Annotated in this window: 21 protein-coding genes; 5 read left to right on the top strand and 16 right to left on the bottom strand. The window is 65.8% G+C overall.

The annotated features are described in order from the left end of the window. Positions 1–18: 18 nt before the first annotated feature. The 5 genes from EMQ25_RS15280 to EMQ25_RS15260 form a co-directional block, all read right to left on the bottom strand. Positions 19–711: a DUF4167 domain-containing protein gene (locus EMQ25_RS15280; RefSeq protein WP_127189456.1), complete on the bottom strand. Its 693-nt coding sequence runs from the start codon at positions 709–711 to the stop codon at positions 19–21. A gap of 329 nt (positions 712–1,040) precedes the next feature. Next, entirely contained in the window at positions 1,041–1,862 is an 822-nt protein-coding gene (gene prmC, locus EMQ25_RS15275) for a peptide chain release factor N(5)-glutamine methyltransferase (protein ID WP_244606611.1), read from the bottom strand. Positions 1,863–1,894: 32 nt separating this feature from the next. Beyond that, positions 1,895–2,971 carry a peptide chain release factor 1 gene (gene prfA, locus EMQ25_RS15270; RefSeq protein ID WP_127189454.1) on the bottom strand — a complete coding sequence of 359 codons (1,077 nt, stop codon included), beginning with the start codon at positions 2,969–2,971 and terminating at the stop codon, positions 1,895–1,897. 93 nt (positions 2,972–3,064) lie between these two features. Continuing rightward, on the bottom strand, positions 3,065–3,802 hold the full coding sequence (gene ubiG, locus EMQ25_RS15265) for a bifunctional 2-polyprenyl-6-hydroxyphenol methylase/3-demethylubiquinol 3-O-methyltransferase UbiG (RefSeq protein ID WP_127189453.1): 738 nt from the start codon (positions 3,800–3,802) through the stop codon (positions 3,065–3,067). Positions 3,803–3,883: 81 nt separating this feature from the next. Continuing rightward, a complete protein-coding gene (locus EMQ25_RS15260; protein ID WP_127189452.1) occupies positions 3,884–4,309 on the bottom strand; it encodes a VOC family protein in 426 nt (141 codons plus the stop codon). Between the two features lie 155 nt (positions 4,310–4,464). On the opposite strand from EMQ25_RS15260, the gene EMQ25_RS15255 reads away from it, so the two are divergent. Together EMQ25_RS15255 and ptsP are read left to right on the top strand one after the other, a co-directional pair. Beyond that, entirely contained in the window at positions 4,465–5,724 is a 1,260-nt protein-coding gene (locus EMQ25_RS15255) for an aspartate kinase (protein WP_192895678.1), read from the top strand. Positions 5,725–5,785: 61 nt separating this feature from the next. Beyond that, complete coding sequence (gene ptsP, locus EMQ25_RS15250) at positions 5,786–8,059, top strand: phosphoenolpyruvate--protein phosphotransferase (RefSeq protein ID WP_127189451.1); 2,274 nt, start codon at positions 5,786–5,788, stop codon at positions 8,057–8,059. Positions 8,060–8,080: 21 nt separating this feature from the next. Here the strand turns inward: ptsP and EMQ25_RS15245 are convergent, their stop codons facing one another. The 4 genes from EMQ25_RS15245 to EMQ25_RS15230 are packed head-to-tail and all read right to left on the bottom strand — an operon-like array spanning position 8,081 to position 10,420. Beyond that, on the bottom strand, positions 8,081–8,515 hold the full coding sequence (locus tag EMQ25_RS15245) for a DUF1178 family protein (protein WP_127189450.1): 435 nt from the start codon (positions 8,513–8,515) through the stop codon (positions 8,081–8,083). Continuing rightward, on the bottom strand, positions 8,512–9,351 hold the full coding sequence (locus EMQ25_RS15240; protein ID WP_127189449.1) for a carbon-nitrogen hydrolase family protein: 840 nt from the start codon (positions 9,349–9,351) through the stop codon (positions 8,512–8,514). The genes EMQ25_RS15245 and EMQ25_RS15240 overlap by 4 nt, the downstream gene beginning before the upstream one ends. Before the next feature lie 6 nt (positions 9,352–9,357). After that, complete coding sequence (gene grxC, locus EMQ25_RS15235; protein WP_127189448.1) at positions 9,358–9,609, bottom strand: glutaredoxin 3; 252 nt, start codon at positions 9,607–9,609, stop codon at positions 9,358–9,360. A gap of 28 nt (positions 9,610–9,637) precedes the next feature. Then, positions 9,638–10,420 (bottom strand): ComF family protein, encoded by a 783-nt coding sequence (locus tag EMQ25_RS15230; RefSeq protein WP_127189447.1) that lies wholly within the window; start codon positions 10,418–10,420, stop codon positions 9,638–9,640. A gap of 77 nt (positions 10,421–10,497) precedes the next feature. On the opposite strand from EMQ25_RS15230, the gene EMQ25_RS15225 reads away from it, so the two are divergent. After that, complete coding sequence (locus tag EMQ25_RS15225; RefSeq protein ID WP_127189446.1) at positions 10,498–11,364, top strand: methyltransferase domain-containing protein; 867 nt, start codon at positions 10,498–10,500, stop codon at positions 11,362–11,364. Here EMQ25_RS15225 and EMQ25_RS15220 read toward each other — a convergent pair. Genes EMQ25_RS15220 through EMQ25_RS15210 form a run of 3 tightly spaced genes read right to left on the bottom strand, consistent with a single transcriptional unit; the run spans position 11,361 to position 14,032 of the window. Further along, a complete protein-coding gene (locus tag EMQ25_RS15220; protein WP_244606610.1) occupies positions 11,361–11,783 on the bottom strand; it encodes a (deoxy)nucleoside triphosphate pyrophosphohydrolase in 423 nt (140 codons plus the stop codon). The two genes, EMQ25_RS15225 and EMQ25_RS15220, sit on opposite strands and share 4 nt — an antisense overlap. 8 nt (positions 11,784–11,791) lie before the next feature. After that, entirely contained in the window at positions 11,792–13,024 is a 1,233-nt protein-coding gene (gene argJ / locus EMQ25_RS15215) for a bifunctional glutamate N-acetyltransferase/amino-acid acetyltransferase ArgJ (protein ID WP_127189445.1), read from the bottom strand. A 30-nt stretch (positions 13,025–13,054) separates the two neighbouring features. Then, on the bottom strand, positions 13,055–14,032 hold the full coding sequence (locus EMQ25_RS15210) for a peptidylprolyl isomerase (protein ID WP_158626104.1): 978 nt from the start codon (positions 14,030–14,032) through the stop codon (positions 13,055–13,057). A 219-nt stretch (positions 14,033–14,251) separates the two neighbouring features. Between EMQ25_RS15210 and secA the strand changes: the two genes are divergently transcribed. Next, a complete protein-coding gene (secA, locus tag EMQ25_RS15205) occupies positions 14,252–16,966 on the top strand; it encodes a preprotein translocase subunit SecA (RefSeq protein WP_127189443.1) in 2,715 nt (904 codons plus the stop codon). A 285-nt stretch (positions 16,967–17,251) separates the two neighbouring features. Here the strand turns inward: secA and EMQ25_RS18205 are convergent, their stop codons facing one another. The 4 genes from EMQ25_RS18205 to EMQ25_RS18420 all read right to left on the bottom strand — a co-directional run bounded on the left by EMQ25_RS18205 (position 17,252) and on the right by EMQ25_RS18420 (position 20,620). Continuing rightward, complete coding sequence (locus EMQ25_RS18205; RefSeq protein ID WP_192895677.1) at positions 17,252–18,271, bottom strand: L,D-transpeptidase family protein; 1,020 nt, start codon at positions 18,269–18,271, stop codon at positions 17,252–17,254. Positions 18,272–18,394: 123 nt separating this feature from the next. Next, a complete protein-coding gene (locus EMQ25_RS15195; protein WP_127189442.1) occupies positions 18,395–19,351 on the bottom strand; it encodes an acetyl-CoA carboxylase carboxyltransferase subunit alpha in 957 nt (318 codons plus the stop codon). A gap of 97 nt (positions 19,352–19,448) precedes the next feature. Further along, positions 19,449–20,372, bottom strand: coding sequence for a site-specific tyrosine recombinase XerD (locus tag EMQ25_RS15190; protein WP_127189441.1), 924 nt, complete (start codon positions 20,370–20,372; stop codon positions 19,449–19,451). Beyond that, entirely contained in the window at positions 20,369–20,620 is a 252-nt protein-coding gene (locus EMQ25_RS18420) for a hypothetical protein (protein ID WP_244606609.1), read from the bottom strand. Before EMQ25_RS18420 ends, EMQ25_RS15190 begins: the two co-directional genes overlap by 4 nt. Positions 20,621–20,733: 113 nt before the next feature. Here EMQ25_RS18420 and EMQ25_RS15180 point away from each other — a divergent pair, with 113 nt between their 5' ends. After that, positions 20,734–21,327, top strand: a complete 594-nt coding sequence (locus EMQ25_RS15180; RefSeq protein WP_244606608.1) for a shikimate kinase — start codon at positions 20,734–20,736, stop codon at positions 21,325–21,327. Positions 21,328–21,379 lie beyond the last annotated feature (52 nt).

Here is a 21,379-nt window from a genome sequence, read left to right as displayed (position 1 = left end):
AATCCATTGCCAGGGCAGCTATTCGGCTGCCGTGGACGTCCCCCCTGCGGTGATGAAGGCCGGGAGTTCACCGAGTTCGGGCTGCGGGCCCGAGGCATCTGCAGCCGCGCCCTCGGCAACTGCCGTACGCCGCCGGCGCGGACGGCGCTCGCGTGGCCGGCGTTCGCCCTCCTCGCCCTCTGCGGGCTTGGCCTCGGCGGCAACATCCTGGGGTGCACCGGCATCGGCAGGAGCATCGGTCTGCGCCGGCTTTTCTGCCGCTACCTTTTCGGCGGCGCGCTCGTCCTGCGGACGGTCATCACGCGGACGCCGCTCGCGACGTTCGCGATTCTCCTGACGGGGCTGCTCTTCGGGAATACGGGCGTGCTGCTCGAGCCCGTCCGATCCGCCGTCATCACCGTCGAAATCATCGTCGCCATCCTGTCCGAACTGGTCAGAACGCTGCGCGCCCTGGGGCTGCGCGGCCGACACGATGCGGAAATAATGCTCGGCGTGCTGGAAATAATTCTCCGCCATCACCGAATCGCCCGACGCCTGCGCGTCGCGGGCCAGCTGCACGTATTTCTCGGCGATGTGGGCGGCGTTGCCGCGCACCTTCACGTCCGGACCATTGCTCTCGAAATTGCGTGAGAGCGGATTGACGTGCTTGCGCCCGCCATTGTTGTTCCTGCCGCGAGAACGGTTCTTGTTGTTCTGCTGGTTGGGTCTCATCGTATCGCTTCAAACCTTGGAAGTGAGCCTGGCGGGGTCGATGGCCGGAACCATCGGCGTACTCGCTGCAAACCTTGTGGCTCCTTGCCGAGCCAGCCGCGATGGGTCGCAGGTATGATCGAATATCCGGAGCTGTGCGGTTGAACCACTTTGTCTCGTCGGACCCGTCCGGACTGTCGGTCCGGGACTGCGTGGGCATATGCCGATGAGCGGGTGGCCGTCACCTCGGCACCCCTGACGCGCCTTGGACAGCACTTGGAAGCTACCCTGTTCGCCGCACCATTCCAAGCAGAAAATGCCCAAAGACACGGCCATGTGTGCGCGTCCGCTCAGAAATGGTGTCCGATCACCACCCGATCAAGCCCGGCCAGATCCTTTCTGACCGCAACCCCAGCAAAGCCTGCCGCAACGAACAGCGCTGAAACGGCATCCCCCTGCCCGCTGCCGATCTCGACAAGGAGCGGCGCGCCTGGTTCCAGATGTGCGCGTGCCCCCTCGAGGATTGTGCGATAGGCGTCGAGCCCGTCCGGCCCGCCATCGAGCGCCAGGAGCGGATCATGCTCGCGCACCTCGATCCCGAGATCTAAGATCGCGTCGGTCTCGATATAGGGCGGGTTCGAGACGATGAGAGCGAAGCGTTCGTCCGCCGCCATAGGCGCGAACCAGGACCCGTGTCTCAGCGCCAGCCGATCGAGAACGCCATGCCGGCCTGCATTGGCCCGCGCAGCCTCGATCGCACCTGGGCTCAGATCGGTCGCAACCCCGTTTGCGTCCGGGCGTTCGGCGAGCAGCGAAACGATGATCGCGCCGCTTCCCGTGCCGAGGTCGAGAATGCGCGGCGCCGCCTTTCCCCCGAGCGCACCAAGGCCGATCTCGACCAGCATCTCGGTCTCGGGACGTGGTCCGAGCGTGTCCGGGGAGAGCGCGAAGCTGCGGCCGTAAAAGCCCTTCTCACCCAGAAGTCGCTCGACCGGCATGCCTGCGAGGCGCTTCTCGGCGAGGGCGTCCAGCCGGGCGAGAGCCGCAGGATCTGCGATCTCCGCTTCATGCTGCACCAGGGCGAGCCGGCCAAGCCCAAAAGCTTTCTCCGCAAGGAGCCGCGCATCGAGTTCCGGCGTCGGCAGGCCGGCCGCGCGGAACCGGTCCCGCACCGCCCGCCAGGCCCGTCCGACCGGGATCGAGCTCAGGACTGGCGCTCCATCGCCGCCAGCTGCGCGGCCTGGTTCTCGGTGATCAGCGCTTCGATCAATTCATCGAGCGCCTCCCCCACGATCACCTTGTCGAGCTTGTAGAGGGTGAGATTGATCCGATGGTCGGTCACCCGGCCCTGCGGAAAGTTATAGGTCCGGATGCGTTCCGAGCGATCGCCCGATCCCACCTGGTCACGCCGCGCTTCCGCCCTCGCGCTATCGCGCGCATTGCGCTGTTCCTCATAGAGCCGGGCGCGGAGCACCTTCATCGCCGTTGCTCGGTTCTGGTGCTGGCTCTTTTCGGCCGAGGTCACGACGATACCGGACGGAATGTGAGTGATGCGCACCGCCGAATCGGTGGTGTTGACGTGCTGGCCACCAGCGCCGGAGGCGCGCATGGTGTCGATGCGGATGTCCTCGGGCTTGATGTCGACGTCGATCTCCTCGACCTCGGGCAGCACCGCCACCGTCGCCGCCGAGGTGTGGATGCGCCCCGACGCTTCGGTCGCAGGCACGCGCTGCACCCGGTGCACCCCGCTCTCGAACTTGAGCCGCGCATAGACGCCCTTGCCGTTGATCGAAGCGATCACTTCCTTGTAGCCGCCGACTTCGCCGGGGCTTTCGTCCATGATCGCCACCTTCCAGCCGTGCAGATCGGCATAGCGCTGGTACATGCGAAAGAGATCCCCCGCAAAAAGCGCCGCTTCGTCCCCGCCCGTCCCGCCGCGGATTTCGAGGATCACGCTCTTGTCGTCGGCCTCGTCGCGCGGCAGCAGGAGGATGCGGATCTCCCCCTCGAGCGCTTCGATCCGCTCGTTGAGCGCCTCGACCTCCATCTGCGCCATCTCGCGCATCTCCGCATCGCCCCCGCTCAGGAGCGTACGGGCGTCCGCAAGCTCCTTGCGCGCCTGCTTGTAGGCGGTGATGGCCCCCACGATGGGCGCAAGCTCGGCATGTTCCTTGGAGAACTTGACGAAGTCTTCGGGCGCAGCGCCACCCGAAAGCGCGGCTTCGACATAGGAAAAGCGTGTCTCGAGCGCGTCGAGCTTGTCCTGGGGAAGTGTGGCCATGAAAGTGTCGTCCTGATCGATTGAGCATGCCTATAGGCCCAAGGCACGCCGATGTCAGGCCCCCGAGGGGCCCGAACGGGAATGAATGGGCGCTCAGGCCGGCTTTTCGGCCAGCACCATGTAGTTGACGCCGAGATCGCGCGAACGCTTCCAGCTGTCCTCGAGGGGATGGTAGACGACCCCGGTCTTCTCGGTCACCCGCATGCCGTTGCGCTGGATCAGGGCGGTGAGCTCTTCGGGCGTGATGAACTTCTTCCACTCATGGGTGCCCTTGGGCAGCCAGCGCAACACGTGCTCGGCCCCGACGATGGCGAGTGCATAGGCCCGCAGCGTCCGGTTGAGGGTCGCGACGAACTGCAGCCCGCCGGGCTTCACCAGATCCCCGCAGCTCTTCATGTAGAGCGGCACGTTGTCCACATGCTCGACCACCTCCATGTTGAGCACGATATCGAACTGTTCGCCCGCCGCGGCCAGAGCTTCGGCAGTGGTCGAGCGATAGTCGATCTCGAGCCCGGACTGGGCGGCATGAAGCCGCGCGATCGCGACGTTCCGTTCGGCCGGATCGACACCGGTGACCTGGGCGCCGAGCCGCGCCATGGGCTCGCAGAGCAATCCGCCCCCGCACCCGATATCGAGGATTTTCAGACCCTCGAAAGGGGCGCGCGCAGTGTCCGAGAGACCGAAATGGGCGATCGCCCGCTCCCGGATATAGGCCAGCCGTACCGGATTGAACTTGTGGATCGGCTTGAACTTGCCATTGGGGTTCCACCATTCCTCGGCCATGGCCGAGAATTTGGCGACCTCTTCGTCATTGATGGTCGTATCGGGCATCGGGGGAACGGCTCCTTTGTCGCCATTGTCGCGGGCGGCGGACGAAATGCAACTGCGGCATGGCGCCCATTGCCCGCAACGCTACCCCCCATACGGATCATAAGTGCCAAAGGTCCATACATGGCCTTCGGGATCCTTCACCGAATATTCCCGGCCACCATAGCTTTCGTCCCGCAGCGGCAGCAGGATCTCGAACCCCGCGGCAACCGAACGGGCGTGGTGAGCGTCCGGATCGGGCACGATGACATAGAGGCTCATCGTCACCGCGCCAACATCGCCCGGCTGGCGCATGAACCTGCCGAAGGGCGTGTCGGCGACCGGACCGAGCATGATCATGCCATTGCCGAATGCAAGCTCGGCATGAGCGACCGTGCCCTCTTCATTGCGGTAGAGGGCATGCTCTTTAAAGCCGAAGACGCTCTTGAGCCAGTCGAGCGCCGCATCGGCATCACGATAGCGCAGGGTGGCGATGAGAGGTGTGCGCGGGTCGACATCGGGGCTGGCCATGAAAATCCTCCATTCCTTGCGGTCTGCCATCATAGGACGTTCCCTTTCTGTTCACAAGCGGCCAGCCTTGCCTCTCCCGGCGTCTTGTGGCATGTGCCAGCGCGTCGAACACACCCGCCGCCGGCACCAGCCGGCCGGCTTTCGGGGGAGATCAGTTGGCACGCATCGTCATGAAGTTCGGCGGCACCTCGGTCGCCGATGTCGAACGCATCCGCCAGGCCGCACGGCATGTGAAGCGAGAGGTCGACGCCGGCAATGAGGTCGCCGTCGTCGTTTCTGCGATGTCGGGCAAGACCAACGAGCTCGTGGGCTGGGTCAATTCGGCTTCGCGCCTGCACGATGCCCGCGAATATGATGCCGTTGTCGCTTCGGGCGAGCAGGTGACCGCAGGCCTGATGGCGATCGTGCTTTCCGACATGGGCATTCCCTCGCGCTCCTTTGCCGGCTGGCAGGTGCCGATCCACACCGACGACGCCCATGGGGCGGCGCGCATTACCGGGATCGAGCCCGAAGCGCTGACGAGCCGGATGGCCGAAGGCATCGTTCCCGTCGTCACCGGTTTCCAGGGCGTGTCGCCCTCGGGCCGCATCACGACGCTGGGGCGCGGCGGATCAGACACGAGCGCGGTTGCCGTCGCAGCCGCCGTCGGTGCGGATCGCTGCGACATCTACACCGACGTCGACGGCGTCTACACCACCGATCCGCGCATCGTCCCCAAGGCCCAGCGGCTCAACCGCATCGCCTTCGAGGAGATGCTAGAAATGGCGTCGCTGGGCGCCAAGGTGCTGATGATCCGTTCGGTCGAGCTTGCCATGGCCCACAAGGTGCGCCTTGTCGTGCGCTCGACCTTCGATGACCCCGACGCCCCACAGATTGCCCCCGACGGCACGCCCGGCATTCCCGGCACGCTGGTTTGCGATGAGGAAGAGATCATGGAAAAGCAGATCGTTTCGGGCGTGACGCTCGCCAAGTCCGAGGCCAAGATCACGCTGCGCGACGTCAAGGACAAGCCCGGCGTGGCCGCGGCGATCTTCGGTACGCTTGCCGACCAGTCGATCGTCGTCGACATGATCGTGCAGAACATTTCCGACGATGGCGCAACGACCGACATCACCTTCACGGTGCCCGAAAGCGAGTACGACAAGGCTGTCGCCACCCTCGAAGGCGCCGGTGACAGGATCGAATACGCCAAGCTCTCGGGCTCCAAGGGCGGCGCCAAGATCTCGGTCGTGGGCGTGGGCATGCGCAGCCATGCCGGGGTCGCCTCCTCGATGTTCAAGGCGCTTGCCGACAAGGGCATCAACATCCAGCTGATTACGACTTCCGAGATCAAGACTTCGGTGCTCATCGATGAGCAGTACGCCGAGCTTGCGGTGAGGGCGCTCCATACGTATTACGGTCTGGACAAGCAGTAAGCCTGTCCGCGACCCCGCGGCAGGGGGAAGGACGGCGGCGATCCCCGCCGCGAACTCGATCATGGCCACAGCGATCAGCGGTCCGCGCGTGCTCCTGCGGCAATTGCGAGAGACGATGGCCGAGCCCCTGGCCTCCCAGGAGCGGCTCGACAAGATCGTCAACCTGATCGCCGACAACATGCGGGCCGATGTCTGCTCGTTCTATGTGCTGCGCGACGATGGCGCGCTCGAGCTCTTCGCCACGCGCGGGCTAAAGGCATCTGCGGTGCACATGACGACGCTCCGGCTCGGGGAAGGTCTCGTCGGGCTCATCGCCGCCGAGGCCGAGCCGCTGAGCCTCGACGATGCGCCCCGGCATCCCTCCTTCGCCTATCGCCCCGAAACGGGAGAAGACCCCTACAACGCCTTCCTGGGCGTCCCCGTTCTTCGCGCCGGCCAGACTTTGGGCGTACTCGTCGTGCAAAACACCGAGAGGCGCGTCTACGGCGAGGATGAGATCGAGGCGATGCTGACCACCGCCACGATTCTGGCCGAGATGATCGCCACCTCCGATTTCGATAGCCTCATCAAGCCTGGCTCCGACATCGATCTACGGCGGCCCCGCACCTTTGCGGGCACGAGCTTCACCGATGGCATCGCGCTCGGACAGGTGGTGCTGCACGATCCGCGCGTGGTCGTGACCAATTTCATCGCCGAGGACACCGAGCAGGAAGTGCGCCGACTCGAAGAGGCGCTGGCGACCATGCGCCTTTCGATCGACGACATGCTCGATCACGGCGACATGCTGCCGACCTCAGAGCACCGCGAGATCCTCGAGAGCTATCGCATGTTCGCCCATGACCGGGGCTGGGTGAACCGGTTGACCGAGGCGATCAACAACGGGCTCACCGCCGAGGCGGCTGTCGAGCGCGTCCAGAACGACACCCGCGCGCGCATGATGCGCCAGACCGACCCCTATATCCGCGACCGGCTGCACGATCTCGACGACCTCGCTAACCGGCTCCTGCGCGTCCTCACCGGCGACCACCAGGGGCTGGGGCGCAAGGATCTGCCCGAGAACGCCGTCCTCGTCGCGCGCAATCTGGGCCCGGCCGAGCTGCTCGAATACGACCGCACGCGGCTCCGCGCCGTGGTGCTCGAAGAGGGCGGTCCCACAAGTCACGTCGCCATCATCGCCCGCTCGCTCGGGCTCGTTGCGGTAGGGCAGGCGGGCAACATCGTCGCCATGTCCGAAAGCGGCGACGACATCATCGTCGATGGCCCGATGGGCACCGTACACCTCCGCCCCACGAACGACGTCGAGCAGACCTATATCGACAAGGTCCGGCTGACCGCCAAGCGGCGCGCACATTACCTTGCGCTGCGCGACCGGCCGGCGGTGACGCGCGACGGCATCGAGATTACGCTTCTGCACAATTCGGGGCTCGTTGCCGACCTGCCCATGCTCAATGACACGGGCGCAGTGGGGGTCGGGCTCTTCCGCACCGAACTGCAATTCATGATCGCCTCCAAGCTGCCGCGCCTGTCCGAGCAGATCGAGCTTTACGCCGAGGCGATGCGGATCGTCGGGGACAAGCCGATCGTCTTCCGGCTTCTCGACATCGGTGGCGACAAGGTCGTTCCCTATATGCGCTCGGCGGTCGAAGAGAACCCGGCCATGGGCTGGCGTTCGCTCAGGCTTGCGCTCGACCGGCCGGGCCTTCTGCGCACCCAGGTCCGGGCGCTGCTGATGGCGGCCAATGGCCGTCCGCTCAAGATCCTCGTACCCATGGTGACCGAAACCTCGGAATTCCGTCAGGCGCGCCTCGTGGTTGCCAAAGAAGTTGAACGGCTGCGGCGTGCCGGAGAAAAGGTGCCCGAAAAGCTCGAGCTGGGCGCAATGGTCGAAGTGCCCTCGCTTCTTTTCGAACTCGACCAGCTGATGCCGGAGGCCGATTTCGTCTCGATCGGGTCGAACGATCTGGTCCAGTTCCTCACCGCAGCGGACCGGGCCAATCCGCGCGTCGCACGCAGCTACGACCCCATCGCCCTGCCGCGCCTGCGCGCGCTGCGGCACGTCGTCGAATCGGCCCGTCGCTACGGTCTGCCGCTCACCATGTGCGGTGAGCTTGCCGGCAAGCCGATGGAGGCCCTGGCCCTGATGGCGATCGGCATGACGCGGCTGTCCATGGGCCCGCCATCGATCGGCCCGATCAAGGAAATGGTGCTGGGGCTCGATCTCGAGCCGATCAGGCGGTCGGTCTCGGCTGCCCTGCTCGATGGCTCGGACGGCGTCAGTATACGCGAACTGCTCGGGGAATGGGTCGAGCGCCAGAAGCTACCCGTCAACCCCTGACAGGTTGACGGGCCGCGCGCGTCAATTGTGCTCTTCGGGCAGGCTCGGGAGCGGCAGGACGTCGATGCCGTCCTCGAGCAGCGAATGCACCTCTTCGCGCGTCGCCTCGCCGTAGATGCCGCGCTCGGGCGCATCCTCGAAATGGATCTTCCGCGCCTCCTCGGCAAAGCGCTCCCCGACATAGTCGGCATCCTCGACCACCTTGCGCCGAAACGCCCGGAGCGCCTCAAGAAGCTGCGGGGGGATGGCGGGCGCTGCCTGCGGCACGGCAACGCTCCTCTTTTCGGTCCGCGGCCGCGAAACGGCAGGCGCCATCAGCGCCTTGCCGACATCGGCCGAATTGCACACCGGACAGGTGACGATCCCACGCGCCTTCTGTTCATCGAACGCCGCAGCACTTGCGAACCACGCGTCGAACGCATGGGCCTTGTCGCAAACAAGGGAATATTTGATCACGGCCTTGAGCCCTCGGCGGCAACGGGCAGCTCGAACGGTCTGGCATTGGCGAGCGCCGGCACGCGCGCCCGCGCGGCGAGCACTGCTTCGGGATCGAGCGTTGCGAGCACCACGCCCTCACGGTCATGGTTCTGGCACGCGATGATCTTGCCCCAGGGATCGACGATCATCGAATGCCCATAAGTGCTCCGGCCATTGGCATGGCGCCCGCCCTGCGCGGCAGCGATAATGTAGCTTCCGGTCTCGATCGCACGGGCGCGCAACAGCACCTCCCAATGCGCCTCCCCCGTCGGAACGGTGAACGCGGCCGGCACGGCAATGAGGCTCGCCCCGGCGCGCGCCAGGGCGCCGAAGAGCGCTGCAAAGCGCACGTCGTAGCAGATGGAGAACCCGAGCGTGACGTCCCCAAGCTGTGCCGTCACGGCCTGCTCGCCGCCCCGATAGGTCGCACTTTCCCGATAGGCCGCGACGCCGGGCAGATCCGCATCGAAGAGATGGATCTTGTCGTAATGGGCAACGATGTCACCGCGTGGCGAGAACAGCACGGAGCGGTTGGCAAACCGGCCATCCTCGAGCGCGACCGCAAGTGAACCCAGATGCAGCCACACCCCGTGCCGACGCGCCATCTCCGAAACGGCAATGAGCGCAGGATTGGCGTCATAAGGCGCCGCAACCTTCGAAAGCCCCTCGCGGTTCTCGGCGAACGCAACGGTCACCTCGGGGCTCAGCACATATTGCGCGCCATCGGCAACCGCGTCTCCGACCAGGGCGTCGAGCGCAGCGAGGTTGGGCTCGGGCGTCGGAGCCGAACACATCTGGAGCGCAGCAATCCGCATCGGCGGTCAGCCGAGCAGAGGATCGAGCGCGCCCTCGCGCTCGAGGGCCGCCATGTCGTCATAGCCGCCGACATGCGTCTCTCCGATGAAGATCTGCGGCACGGTGCGCCGTCCATGAGCGCGCTGAGTCATGGCCGCCCGCATCTCGCTGTCACGCACGTCGATTTCCTCGAAGGTCACGCCCTTCTGTTCCAGCAGCGACTTCGCCGCATGGCAATATGGACAGGACGGCGTCGTGTAGATCTCGATCTTGGCCACGAAAAAGCTCCTTAAAGAAGATCGTCCCTCATATGGGCAAGGTCGGTGCCGCGGGCAAGTCCGATCCGTCGAAGGCCGTGCCTGAGGGCACGCGCGCGAAGGTGAGGACATCGACCGACGCCGCTCCGGCTCGCCGCAGGGCGCGCGTCGCGGCACCGACCGTTGCGCCGGTCGTGTAGACATCGTCGATGAGGACGACCCCCCGTCCGCCGAGCCGTGCCAGGAGATCGGGATGGGCGGTGAACGCGCCCGCCACGTTGCGCGCCCGCCCCACCGCACTCAAGCCCACCTGCTGGCGCGTCAGCCGTGTCCGTTGCAGCGCCAGCGGATCGACCTTGAGCCCGGTCTGCGCGGCGATCGCGCGCGCCAGTTCGCCGGACTGGTTGTAGCGCCGCGAAAACTGCCGCTTGGGGTGAAGCGGCACCGGCACGAGCACCGGACGTGCCGCCCAGAATTCACGTCCTGCCCCGGCCATCATGCGCCCGCAAAAGCTCGCCAGTTCGGGCCGGTCCCCATATTTGAGCCGCGCCACAAGGGTCTGGGCGACCGCGCCGTAGAGCACCGCCGAGCGCGCGCGGTCGAATGGCGGCGGATCGGCGATGGCTTCGGCCGAGAGCGCATCCGGTCCGAGCGCAATCTCGAAGGGCAGGCCAAGCCTGGGGCAGAGCGGAGCAGTGATCGCCCGCAATCCTGTAAAGCACCGTGCACAGACCCCGTCGCCGCCGGCGACGGGCGCTTCGCATGAGAGACAAAAGGGCGGGTAGAACTGGTCGAGCAGCAAGCTCGCAAGTCGGCCGGCGAGGCGCGCCATGCGATCGGCGGTTTTGACAAGCGGCGCGCCCCTCTCCATATCTTCACCTTACGACCAGCAGAGGCGAATTCAAGCCCGTGACCCCCGCCACCCTCCCGCCCGCTCCCACCCCGATCTTCGACCGTGCCCGCATCGCGCGCCGCATCGAGGCGAGCCGGTTCGACGAGAATTTTGTTCTGAGGCTCGTTCTCGCCGATCTCGAAGACCGCCTATCGATGGTGACGCGCGCCTTCAGCCGCGCGGTCATCGTCGCGCCAGCGGTCACCGGCCTTCCCGCGCAGTTGCATTCGGCGAAGGGGCCGATCGCCTTCGAGCATATCGCGACCGCATCGGGCCCCGCGCCGATGGATGGCGAGGCGTTCGCCCTGCCGGGGCGGAACTACGATCTCATCGTCTCGCTGCTCGACCTGCAATGGGTGACCGACGTTCCGGGCTATCTTGCCCGTACCCGGGCGCATCTGGCGCCGGACGGGCTCTTCATCGCCGCCTTCCCCGGGGGTGATACCCTCAGCGAATTGCGCCAGGCGTTCCTTCTTGCAGACAGCGAGCGTCATGGCGGTGCCTTCGCGAGGGTTGCCCCGATGATCCCGCTCAAGGATGCCGCGGGCCTTCTCCAGCGTGCCGGATTTGCGCTTCCGGTGGCAGATGTCGAGACACATATCGTGCGCTATGCCGATCCGCTCGCGCTCTTTTTGGAATTGCGTGCGCTTGGCGCCAGTAACCCGCTTCTCGAACGCCCCTCGATGCCCGTGAGCCGGGCCCTGCTCGGCCGGGCCGCAGAGGCCTATCGTGAACGGGCGGAGGATCAGGACGGCCGCGTCAGGGCGACCCTCGAGCTCGTCTGGCTATCGGGCTGGTCGCCACATGAAAGCCAGCAAAAGCCGCTGAAGCCCGGCAGCGCCGAGGTCAGTCTTTCGCGCGTCCTCGGTCGGCCCGAAGGCTAGAGGAGGTCGCAGAGCGGCGCGATCAAGGGCAGGTCTGCGGGCGGCATGGGGTAGTCGCGGAGCGCCTGCGGCCGGACCCATTTGAGCGCAGCATGCTCGCGCGGCTGGGGGAACCCCTCCCACTTCCGGCAGACATAGAGCGGCATCAGCAGGTGGAACCCCTCATAGGCGTGGCTCGCAAAGGTGAGCGGCGCAAGGCAGGCGGTCCTCGTGGAGACGCCGAGCTCCTCTTCGAGCTCGCGGATCAGCGCATCCTCTGGGCTCTCGCCCGGCTCGAGCTTGCCGCCAGGGAACTCCCAGAGCCCGGCAAGCGACTTGCCTTCGGGCCGCTGCGCGATGAGCACGCGTCGGTCGGCATCAACGAGCGCGCAGGCGACCACCAGCAGGATCGGGCGTGCTGTCGCCACGGTCTCGGTCACTGGGGCACTCAGCTTCTGTAATCGCCATTGATGGTGATGTAGCCATGGGTCAGATCGCAGGTATAGACCTGCGCCCGCCCCTCGCCCATACCCAGACGCACACGGATTTCGAGCGTGTCGCCCTTCATGTAGGCGCTCGTTGCCGCCTCGTCATAGCCCGGTGCGCGCTCGCCGTTCTCGGCGACGGTGATGTCCCCGAAGGCGATCGAGAGCCGGTCGCGCTCGGCCGGCTCGCCGGCCTTGCCGACGGCCATGACGATGCGCCCCCAATTGGCGTCTTCGCCGGCAATGGCCGTCTTGACGAGCGGGGAATTGGCGATCGCCATGCCGATCCTGAAAGCGCTCTGGTCGCTGACGGCGCCCTCTACACTGACCGTGACGAGCTTGGTCGCCCCCTCTCCGTCCCGGACGGTGAGGATGGCGAGCTCGTGCAGCACGTCCTCGAGCGCCTGGGCGAAGATCGCGGCGCGCGGATCCTCGGCGGACGCGATCGGCTCGATACCGGCCTTGCCCGTGGCAAAGACGAGGCAGGTATCTGACGTCGAAGTGTCGCTGTCGACCGTTATGGCATTGAACGTCCGGTCGATGGCAGGGCCCAGGAGCTTCTGCAGAACCGGCGCCGCGATCGGCGCATCGGTGAAGATGAAGCTCAGCATAGTCGCCATGTCTGGCGCGATCATGCCCGAGCCCTTGGCGATCCCGGAAATCACGACCGGCACGCCGTCGAACTCGACGCTGGCGGTGGCGAGCTTGGGAAAGGTGTCCGTCGTCATGATCGCCCGGGCAGGCTCCATGAACGGGGCGCTCGCAAGCCGGCCCGCCATGTCGCGCGTCGGCCCCTCGAACTTGCCTGCATCGAGCGGTTCGCCGATGACGCCGGTCGAGGCAAGGAAGATCTCGTCGGTCGAGCAGCCAAGCGCCTCGGCGGCAAAATGCGCCGATTTGGCGACCGCCGCCCTGCCCTTCTCTCCTGTAAAGGCATTGGCGTTGCCCGAATTGACGAGCAGCCCGCGCGCCACCCCGCCGGCGAGCCGCTCCCGGCACCAGTCGACCGCAGCCGACGGGCAGAGCGAGCGGGTGAGGACGCCGGCGACGCTGGTGCCCTCCTCGAAGGCCACCAGCAGCACGTCCGTGCGGTTCTTGTACTTGATGCCCGCCTCGGCGGTGGCAAAGCGCACCCCCGCGACCTCGGGCAGTTCGGGATAGCTCGCCGGCGCGAGCGGAGAGACGGGCAGGGCCATGGCGGTTATCCCGAAAGAGGCGCGTTGGGTCTACTGGGCGGTTTGTGCGTCTGCGTCGCCGGCCTCGGGCGCCTGGCCTTCGGCAGCGGCTGCGGCAGCAGCGAGCGCAGGATCCTCGATCACGATCTCGACGCCCTCCTTGAGGGCCTCCATCTCGGTCTCGAAGGCCTCGAAAAGCACCTGCTGCTGCAGCTGCGTCGCCACCTGCTCGAGCGCGGGCGGCTGGGCGTCGCGGCGTTCCTCGAGCCGGATGATGTGCCAGCCGAACTGGCTCTGCACCGGCTCGGACACCTGCCCGTCCTCGAGCGCGAAGGCGGCCTGCTCGAAGGGGGCAACCATCATGCCGCGCCGGAAGAAGCCGAGATCGCCACCATTGGCGGCGCCGGGATCGATCGAGTTCTCGACGGCCAGTTCCTCAAAGGACGCACCACCATCGATCTGGGCCTTCAGTTCGTTGGCCTCTTCCTCGGTCTCGACGAGAATATGCCGCGCGCGGATCTCTTCCTGCGCGGGAATGGTGCCGATGAGCGCGTCATAGGCGGCCTGCAGGGCCTCGGGGGTCACCTGCGGGGTGATCCGGTCGGCAAAATAGGCCCGGCGCAGGGCGCGCTCCTCGAGATAGGCGAGCCGGCGCTGGAAGGTCTCGGTATCGTTGAGCCCTTCGGAACGGGCCGCGTTCGCCATGACCTTCATGTCGATGAGCACGGTCAGAAGGAAAGCACGCCGCTCGGCGGGCGGGATGTTGGAAAGCTCCTGGGCGAGGTCCTCGGCTGCAAAGGCGAGGTCTGCCTCGGTGATGGTCTCGCCACCAACGGTGGCGACCACGGCATCGGGATTGGGCGCCTCGGGCGCGGCCTGTGCATCAGACGCCTCGGGGGCGGCCTGGGTGGTCTCTGCATCCTGTGCCACGGACGCAGCGGGCGCGGCGATCAGCGCGACGCCGAGCATCAGCGCACCTGCAAGGCGCGCAATCAGGGCGGGGTGAGCGGGCTTGGTGAGGCTGTTCATCTTGTATCTCCTTGACCGGCGCTTTCCCCCGAGAGCGCAACGGCCGCTGGTGTCGCCGATTTTGCTGACGTTGACAAGCCAAGGGCCCGCTCTTACATGTCTCGACGCCTTGCAGGAAAGCATGCGAGAAGCATTAAAGGGGCAGGATCAGGCCCGTTTCGCCGATCTTCCAAGTGGCCGGCAGCCTCCCGGTGCCAATCACGAGTAGGACATCAGGCAATGGTAATTGCTGCGCTCGCCAAGCGTCTCTTCGGCTCAGCCAATGACCGCACGGTCAAGCGCTACCAGGCAAGGGTCGATGCCATCAATGCCCTGGAGCCCGAACTCGCCAAGTTGACCGACGAGCAATTGCGGGCCCGCACGGCGGAGTTCCGCGATCAGCTGGCCAAGGGGCGCACGCTCGAGGATCTCCTCGTGCCCGCCTTCGCCACCGTGCGCGAGGCCGGTAAGCGCGTGCTCGGCATGCGCCATTTCGACGTACAGCTGATCGGCGGCATGGTGCTCAATTCCCGCGCCATCGCGGAGATGCGCACGGGCGAAGGCAAGACGCTGGTCGCGACGCTTCCGGTCTATCTCAATGCGCTCACCGGCAAGGGCGTCCACGTCGTCACCGTCAACGACTACCTCGCTCGCCGCGACGCGGCCTGGATGGGCCAGATCTACAATTTCCTCGGCCTCTCCTATGGCATCATCGTGCACGGGCTGAGCGATGCCGAGCGCAAGGCCGCCTACGCCGCCGACATCACCTACGGCACCAATAACGAGTTCGGCTTCGACTATCTGCGCGACAACATGAAGTACTCGCGCGCCCAGATGAGCCAGCGCGGCCACGAATACGCCATCGTCGACGAGGTGGACTCCATCCTCGTGGACGAAGCGCGCACCCCGCTGATCATCTCGGGCCCGTCGGAGGATCGCTCGGCGCTTTATGAGCGCATCGACGCCATCATCCCGATCATCGGGGAAGGCGATTTTGAGCTCGACGAGAAGCAGCGCGCCGTCACCTTCACCGATGAGGGTATCGAGAAGCTCGAGGCGAGGCTCCGCGAAGAGGGCCTGCTCAAGGGCGAGTCGCTCTACGACATCGAGAACGTCGCGCTCGTGCACCATGCCAATTCGGCCCTGCGCGCGCACAAGATGTTCCAGAAGAACAAGGACTACATCGTCCGCAATGACGAAGTGGTCATCATCGACGAGTTCACCGGCCGCATGATGCCCGGCCGACGCTATTCCGAAGGCCTCCACCAGGCGCTCGAGGCCAAGGAACACGTCAAGATCCAGCCCGAGAACCAGACCCTCGCCTCGATCACCTTCCAGAACTATTTCCGTCTCTACAAGAAGCTCGCCGGCATGACCGGCACCGCGGCCACAGAAGCCGAGGAGTTCGGCGACATCTACGGCCTCGACGTCATCACCGTCCCCACCAATGTCGAGGTGGCCCGTATCGATGAGGACGATGCCATCTACCGCACCGCTGCGGAGAAGTTCGATGCCATCGCCGAGATGATCATCGACTGCCAGAAGCGCGGGCAGCCGGTCCTCGTCGGCACCACCTCGATCGAAAAGTCCGAAATGCTCGCCGACCTCCTGCGCGAGAAGAATGTCGGCGAGATGAAGGTGCTGAACGCGCGCCATCATGAGCAGGAAGCCTATATCGTGGGTGATGCCGGCCTGCCCGGCGCCATCACCATCGCCACCAACATGGCCGGCCGCGGCACCGACATCCAGCTCGGCGGCAATCTCGAGCTGCGCGTCGAGCGCGAGACCGAGGGACTCGAGGGCGAGGCGCGCGCCGCCAAGATCGCCGAGATCAAGCGCACCATCGCCGAGGACAAGCAGAAGGCTCTCGCCGCCGGCGGGCTCATGGTCATCGGCACTGAGCGGCACGAAAGCCGCCGCATCGACAACCAGCTGCGTGGCCGTTCGGGCCGCCAGGGCGATCCGGGGCATTCGAAGTTCTTCCTGTCGCTCCAGGACGATCTCATGCGCATCTTCCCGGTGGATTCTATGGATTCCATGCTGGGCAAGCTCGGGCTCGAGCCCGGCGAATCCATCACCCATCCCTGGGTCACCAAGGCGATCGAGCGCGCGCAGGCCAAGGTCGAAGCGCGCAATTTCGACATCCGCAAGAACATCCTCAAATACGACGACGTGATGAACGATCAGCGCAAGGTGATCTTCGAACAGCGTCTCGAGCTGATGGACAAGGAATCGGTTGCCGAGACGGTTGCCGAGATGCGCCACGACGTGGTCGACGCCATGATCGCCAAGGCGATCCCGGAGCGCTCCTATCCCGAGCAGTGGAACGTCGAGCAGCTCGAAGCGGCGGCAAAGACCTATCTGAACGTCGACGTTCCGGTCAGCGAATGGGTCAAGGAAGACGACATCGACCCCGAGATCGTGCGCGAGCGCATCGTGACCGCAGCGGATGCCCTGGCGGCGTCGAAGGAAGAGCGCTTCACCTCCGAAATCATGCGCCAGGTCGAGAAGTCGATCGTCCTGCAGTCGATCGACGGGCTCTGGCGCGACCATCTCGTCACGCTCGACCATCTCTCCAAGGTGATCGGCTGGCGCGGCCTCGCGCAGCGCGATCCGCTCAACGAATACAAGCAGGAAGCCTATGAGCTCTTCCAGTCGCTGCTGACCAATCTGCGCGAACTGGTGACGACCCAGCTCAGCCATGTCGAGATTCAGATGCGCCCGCCCGAGGTGCAGCAGCCCGATCTCTCCCGCGCGCGCGAGGTTCACATCGATCCGCTGACCGGCGAGAACGATGCCGAGGACGGCAATATCGCCCAGGCCCTCGGCGCGACGACCCCCGGGGACCCGGCGCTCGAACCGCTCGACCCCGAACTGACGCGCAACATCTCGCGCAACGCCCCCTGCCCCTGCGGCTCGGGCAAGAAGTTCAAGCACTGCCACGGCGCGTTCTAGCGCTACGACGGCTTCACCCGATCAGACGAAAGGCCCGGCTCGCGCCGGGCCTTTTTCATAGGGTCTGGCGCCTGCGGCAGTGGGACGGCTTGCCCGCTCACTCCGGCGAGCGTGAGGGCGCGGCAGTGGCTGGATCTGGCAGATTGAGCGGCGGCTCTGGCTGAGGATCGAGGCCAGTCGGATGCGAATAGCCGAACACCGCGTCATGGCCCGACGGGCATGATCACGGGTCAAGCCATGGTCGCCAGGTCTTCAGGTTTAGGCGTGAACGGCCCGAGCCGGGCTTCAGGGCGCCGGCTGAGCGCTCGGGATGGCCGCGACGGACTGGTTCTGGCCACCACCGCCAAGCAGGCCGGTAAAGAACCCGCCGATCGCCTCGCCACGTGCTGCGATCGCGGCCTTTTCCCGGGCGGCGCGCTCGGCTTCGGCATCGGCCCGGCTCTGCTGCAGGGCAAGCCTCGCAGCGGCTTCCGAAATCGCCGCTTCGTCCGCTGCCTGCTTGTCCATCAGCGCGGCGCTCATCGTGGCAGCCCCGATCCCCGCAGGGCAGGACGCCGCGGCATCCAGAACCGTTACGCCGGGATTGGGCACGTCGAATACGTACCGCTTCTCGCACACGTCCCAGCTTGGTGGCACGCGGGTGATGTCGAACCGGTCCGCGCCCTCTTTGAGGTTCCGCCAGAAGGGCATGTGCGGGCTGTTGGCGTGCTTGGCAAGATTGGTAGCGGTCATCCGGAAGGGCAGGATCTGCAGCTGGAAGCTTCGATTGCCGCCCGCAAAGCTCTCACGCGCGATCGCATAGATTTCCGCGATCCCCTCGTCGGTCATCGCGTAGCAGCCGACCGACGTGCAGTCGCCATGCACCATCAGATGCGATCCGGTCCGTCCATGGGCGCGGTCGAACTTGTTTGGAAAGCCCGTGTTGAAGGCGAGGTGATAGTTCGATCGCGGATGCATCAGACCCGGAGTGATCGTGTAGAAGCCCTCGGGCGCCTGCCGATCGCCTTCGGCGAATTTGGGCCCGAGCTCTCCCGACCAGGCGCAGATCTCATAGCTCTTGAGCAGGCTGTAGGTGCCGGCGCTCGTGCGCTTCCAGACTTCGAGAACACTTTCCTGCTTGTAGATCCGGACCATCATCGCCTCGCGCGGCGACGAACCGATGGCGGCCATCTGCGAGACCAGCGCCTTGGGCAATGGCACGTTGTGCCGGTTGTCGCCCTTGACGAAGCCTCCGCAGGCCGAAAGCGCGCCCGCGGCCAGGAGGAGCATCATGAGGGTCAGGAAGCGACGAAAGACTGCGTTCAATTCGGCTCGGTCCGACGGGTTATGGGAGCGTTTGGGGCGATTAAGCCTGACAACCGGTCTATGCGCGGCAGGTGAACACTTCCTTACCCGCGCTTCCCATAGGGCCCTTGAGGCCCTGTCCGATCAAGCCAGATTCGTGCCGATCGAGAGGAATTTTTCCCGCCGTTGCTCGCGCAACTCCAGGCGCGACTTGCCCGAATAGTCCGAGAGGAACTTGCCGATCGCTCTGCGCGTCGCGTCCATCACTTGGTCGTGATGGCGATGAGCGCCGCCGACAGGCTCCGAGATGATCCCGTCGATGACCCCGAAGCCCAGAAGGTCCGAGGCCGTGATCTTCATGTTGTTGGCCGCATCCTGCGCCTTTGCCGCATCGCGCCAGAGGATCGAGGCGCCAGCTTCGGGCGAGATGACGCTGTAGATGGCGTTCTCCATCATCAGCACCCGATTTGCGGTCGCAATGGCGATGGCGCCACCCGAGCCGCCCTCGCCGATGATGATGGCGAGGTTCGGCACGCCGAGCTCGAGACATTTTTCGGTCGAGCGTGCGATGGCCTCTGCCTGCCCGCGCTCCTCGGCGCCGATCCCGGGATAGGCGCCCGCCGTATCGACGAAGGCGACGACCGGGATGTTGAATCGGTCCGCCATGTCCATGAGCCGCACGGCCTTGCGATAGCCTTCAGGCCGCGCCATGCCGAAATTGTGCCGCAGCCGCTCTTCGGTGTTGGAGCCCTTTTCCTGGCCCAGGATCGCGACCGACTGGCCCTCGAACCGCCCGAAGCCGGCGAGCAGCGCTGCGTCCTCGCCGAACTTGCGGTCACCGGCAAGCGGTACCCATTCGGTGATGAGGCTCTTGACGTAATCGGAGAAGTGCGGGCGCTGCGGATGGCGCGCGACCTGCGTCTTCTGCCAGGGCGTGAGCTTCTTGTAGATGTCGGCGAGCGCCTCTTCGGCGCGGGCCGAAAGCCGGTTGACCTCCTCCTCGATCGAGACGGCCTGGTCCGTAGAGGCGAGCGATTTGAGCTCGGCGATCTTGCCTTCGAGATCGGCGACCGGCTTTTCGAAATCGAGATAGGATTGCATGGTGTCCGCCCGTTTGGGTCTGTTGCTGCGCCCCTGCGGCGCGGCGCTCGTGTCGCGCCTCAAAGTGGCCGGAAAGTGGCCGGGCGGGCGGCGCGAGTCAAGTCGGGCCGCCCGTATCGGCAAGTGGATGATGACCTTCGACGAGCTTGCGCAGCCTGTCGTCGAGCACATGCGTGTAGATCTGGGTCGTCGAGATGTCCGCGTGCCCGAGCAGCGTCTGCACGATCCGCAGATCGGCGCCGCCGGCGAGCAGATGGCTCGCAAAGGCGTGCCGAAGCACATGCGGGGTCACCCGATCCGCCGAAATGCCCTCACGCGCCGCCAGATCCTTCAGCGCCCGCGCAAAAACCTGGCGGCTGAGATGCCCCGCCTCGCCCCGCGAGGGAAAGAGAAAAGGCCCCGCTTGCAGCCCTTTGGCATAATTGACGAGCGCATCTTTGGCCCGGTCGTTGAGCGGGACGATCCGCTCGCGACCGCCCTTGCCCTTGATCAGCAGATAGCCCCGATCCGCCATCAGCGCGTTGCGTCTGAGGCCCACGAGCTCCGACACGCGCATGCCGGTTGCATAGAGCAGTTCGAGCAGCACGTAGAGCCGCAGCGACAAACCCTGCGCGTCCTCGTCATCGCCCTGCCCGGCCTCGGCTTCAGCGCGTGCCAGGAGCCGGCCGACCTCCTCGACCGACAGCACCTTCGGCAGCGGCCGTCCGATCCGCGGGCGCGGCACTATCCGGGTGGGATCGTCCGGCCGCACCGCATCGGCACTGAGGAATTTGTGAAACTGACGGATCGCCGAAAGCCGGCGCGCGCTGCTCGAGGGCGCGAGCCCCTCCGCGGCCAGGTCGGCCATGAAGGCGGTCACGTCCTCACGCACTGCATCGAGAACACCCCTCCGTCGCGACGCAAGGAACGCGCAATAGGCCTCGAGATCGCGGCGATAGGCCGAGATCGTATTGGGGGCAGCCCCACGCTCGGCGCTCATCATCTCGAGGAAGGCGTCAACCAGATGGGCCGATCCGCTCATTGGGTCACTTCAGGGGCAGAAGGGGCCGGATTGGCCGGCGGCGGCGGGGTGAGGCCCGACGGGGGCGGGAGGCCGCGCGGGCCCAGAGGCTCGGTGCTCTGCACATTGTTCTGCAGTTCGCGCGCCGGGATCCGCACCGTCACCTCGCGTTCGCCCGGATCAACGAAGATCGACAGCGCCACCATCGCCCCGAAGGCGAGGCCGGCGAGAATGGCTAGGAAGACGATGAGTCGGATAAGTGTCGGCATTGATGATTTTTCCCTCTTTTCGCCCCTGCGTTCAAGCCTGCCAACCTGCTCGAGGATTGACAACCGGGCGTGCGCCCGCTTCAACGCGCAACGATGATCATACGGGGCCGAGATTGACACGGGGTAACGCTGCCGAGCGCAAGGTGGAGCGCGAGGCGCTGATTTCGCTGCTGGCGGGCCGCCCGATCGTGCTGGTGGGCATGATGGGTGCGGGCAAGACCACGGTCGGGCGCAAGCTCGCCAGCCGGCTCGGCCTTGCCTTCGTGGACAGCGACGACGCCATCGAGGCCGCAGCCGGCATGAAGATCGAGGATATCTTCGCCACGCGCGGGGAAGCCGAATTCCGCGCCGGTGAAACCCGGGTGATCTCCCGCCTCCTGCGCGAACCCGACACCTTGATCGCGACCGGCGGCGGCGCCTTCATCAATCCCGAGACGCGCGAGCTCATCAAGGCGGGCGGCATCTCGGTCTGGATCAAGGCCGATTTCGAGCTCCTCTTCTCCCGCGTCTCGCGGCGCTCGAACCGCCCTCTGCTCAAGACCGCCGATCCGCGCGCGACCCTCAAGGCGCTGATCGACCAGCGCTACCCGATCTATGCCGAAGCCGACGTGACGATCGTTTCACGGGACGTTCCCCAAGACGTGGTCGCCGCCGACATCATCGCGGCGCTGAGCGCCCACCTGTCCGGAACGGGACCGCAGACCTGATGGACATTCCGGCGACGGCTGAAGCGCCTCTGGGCCTGCCGTCGAGCCGATC

This window comes from Arsenicitalea aurantiaca (assembly GCF_003994485.1).
Classification (GTDB): domain Bacteria; phylum Pseudomonadota; class Alphaproteobacteria; order Rhizobiales; family Devosiaceae; genus Arsenicitalea; species Arsenicitalea aurantiaca.
This window is presented reverse-complemented; position numbering and strand designations above follow the sequence as displayed.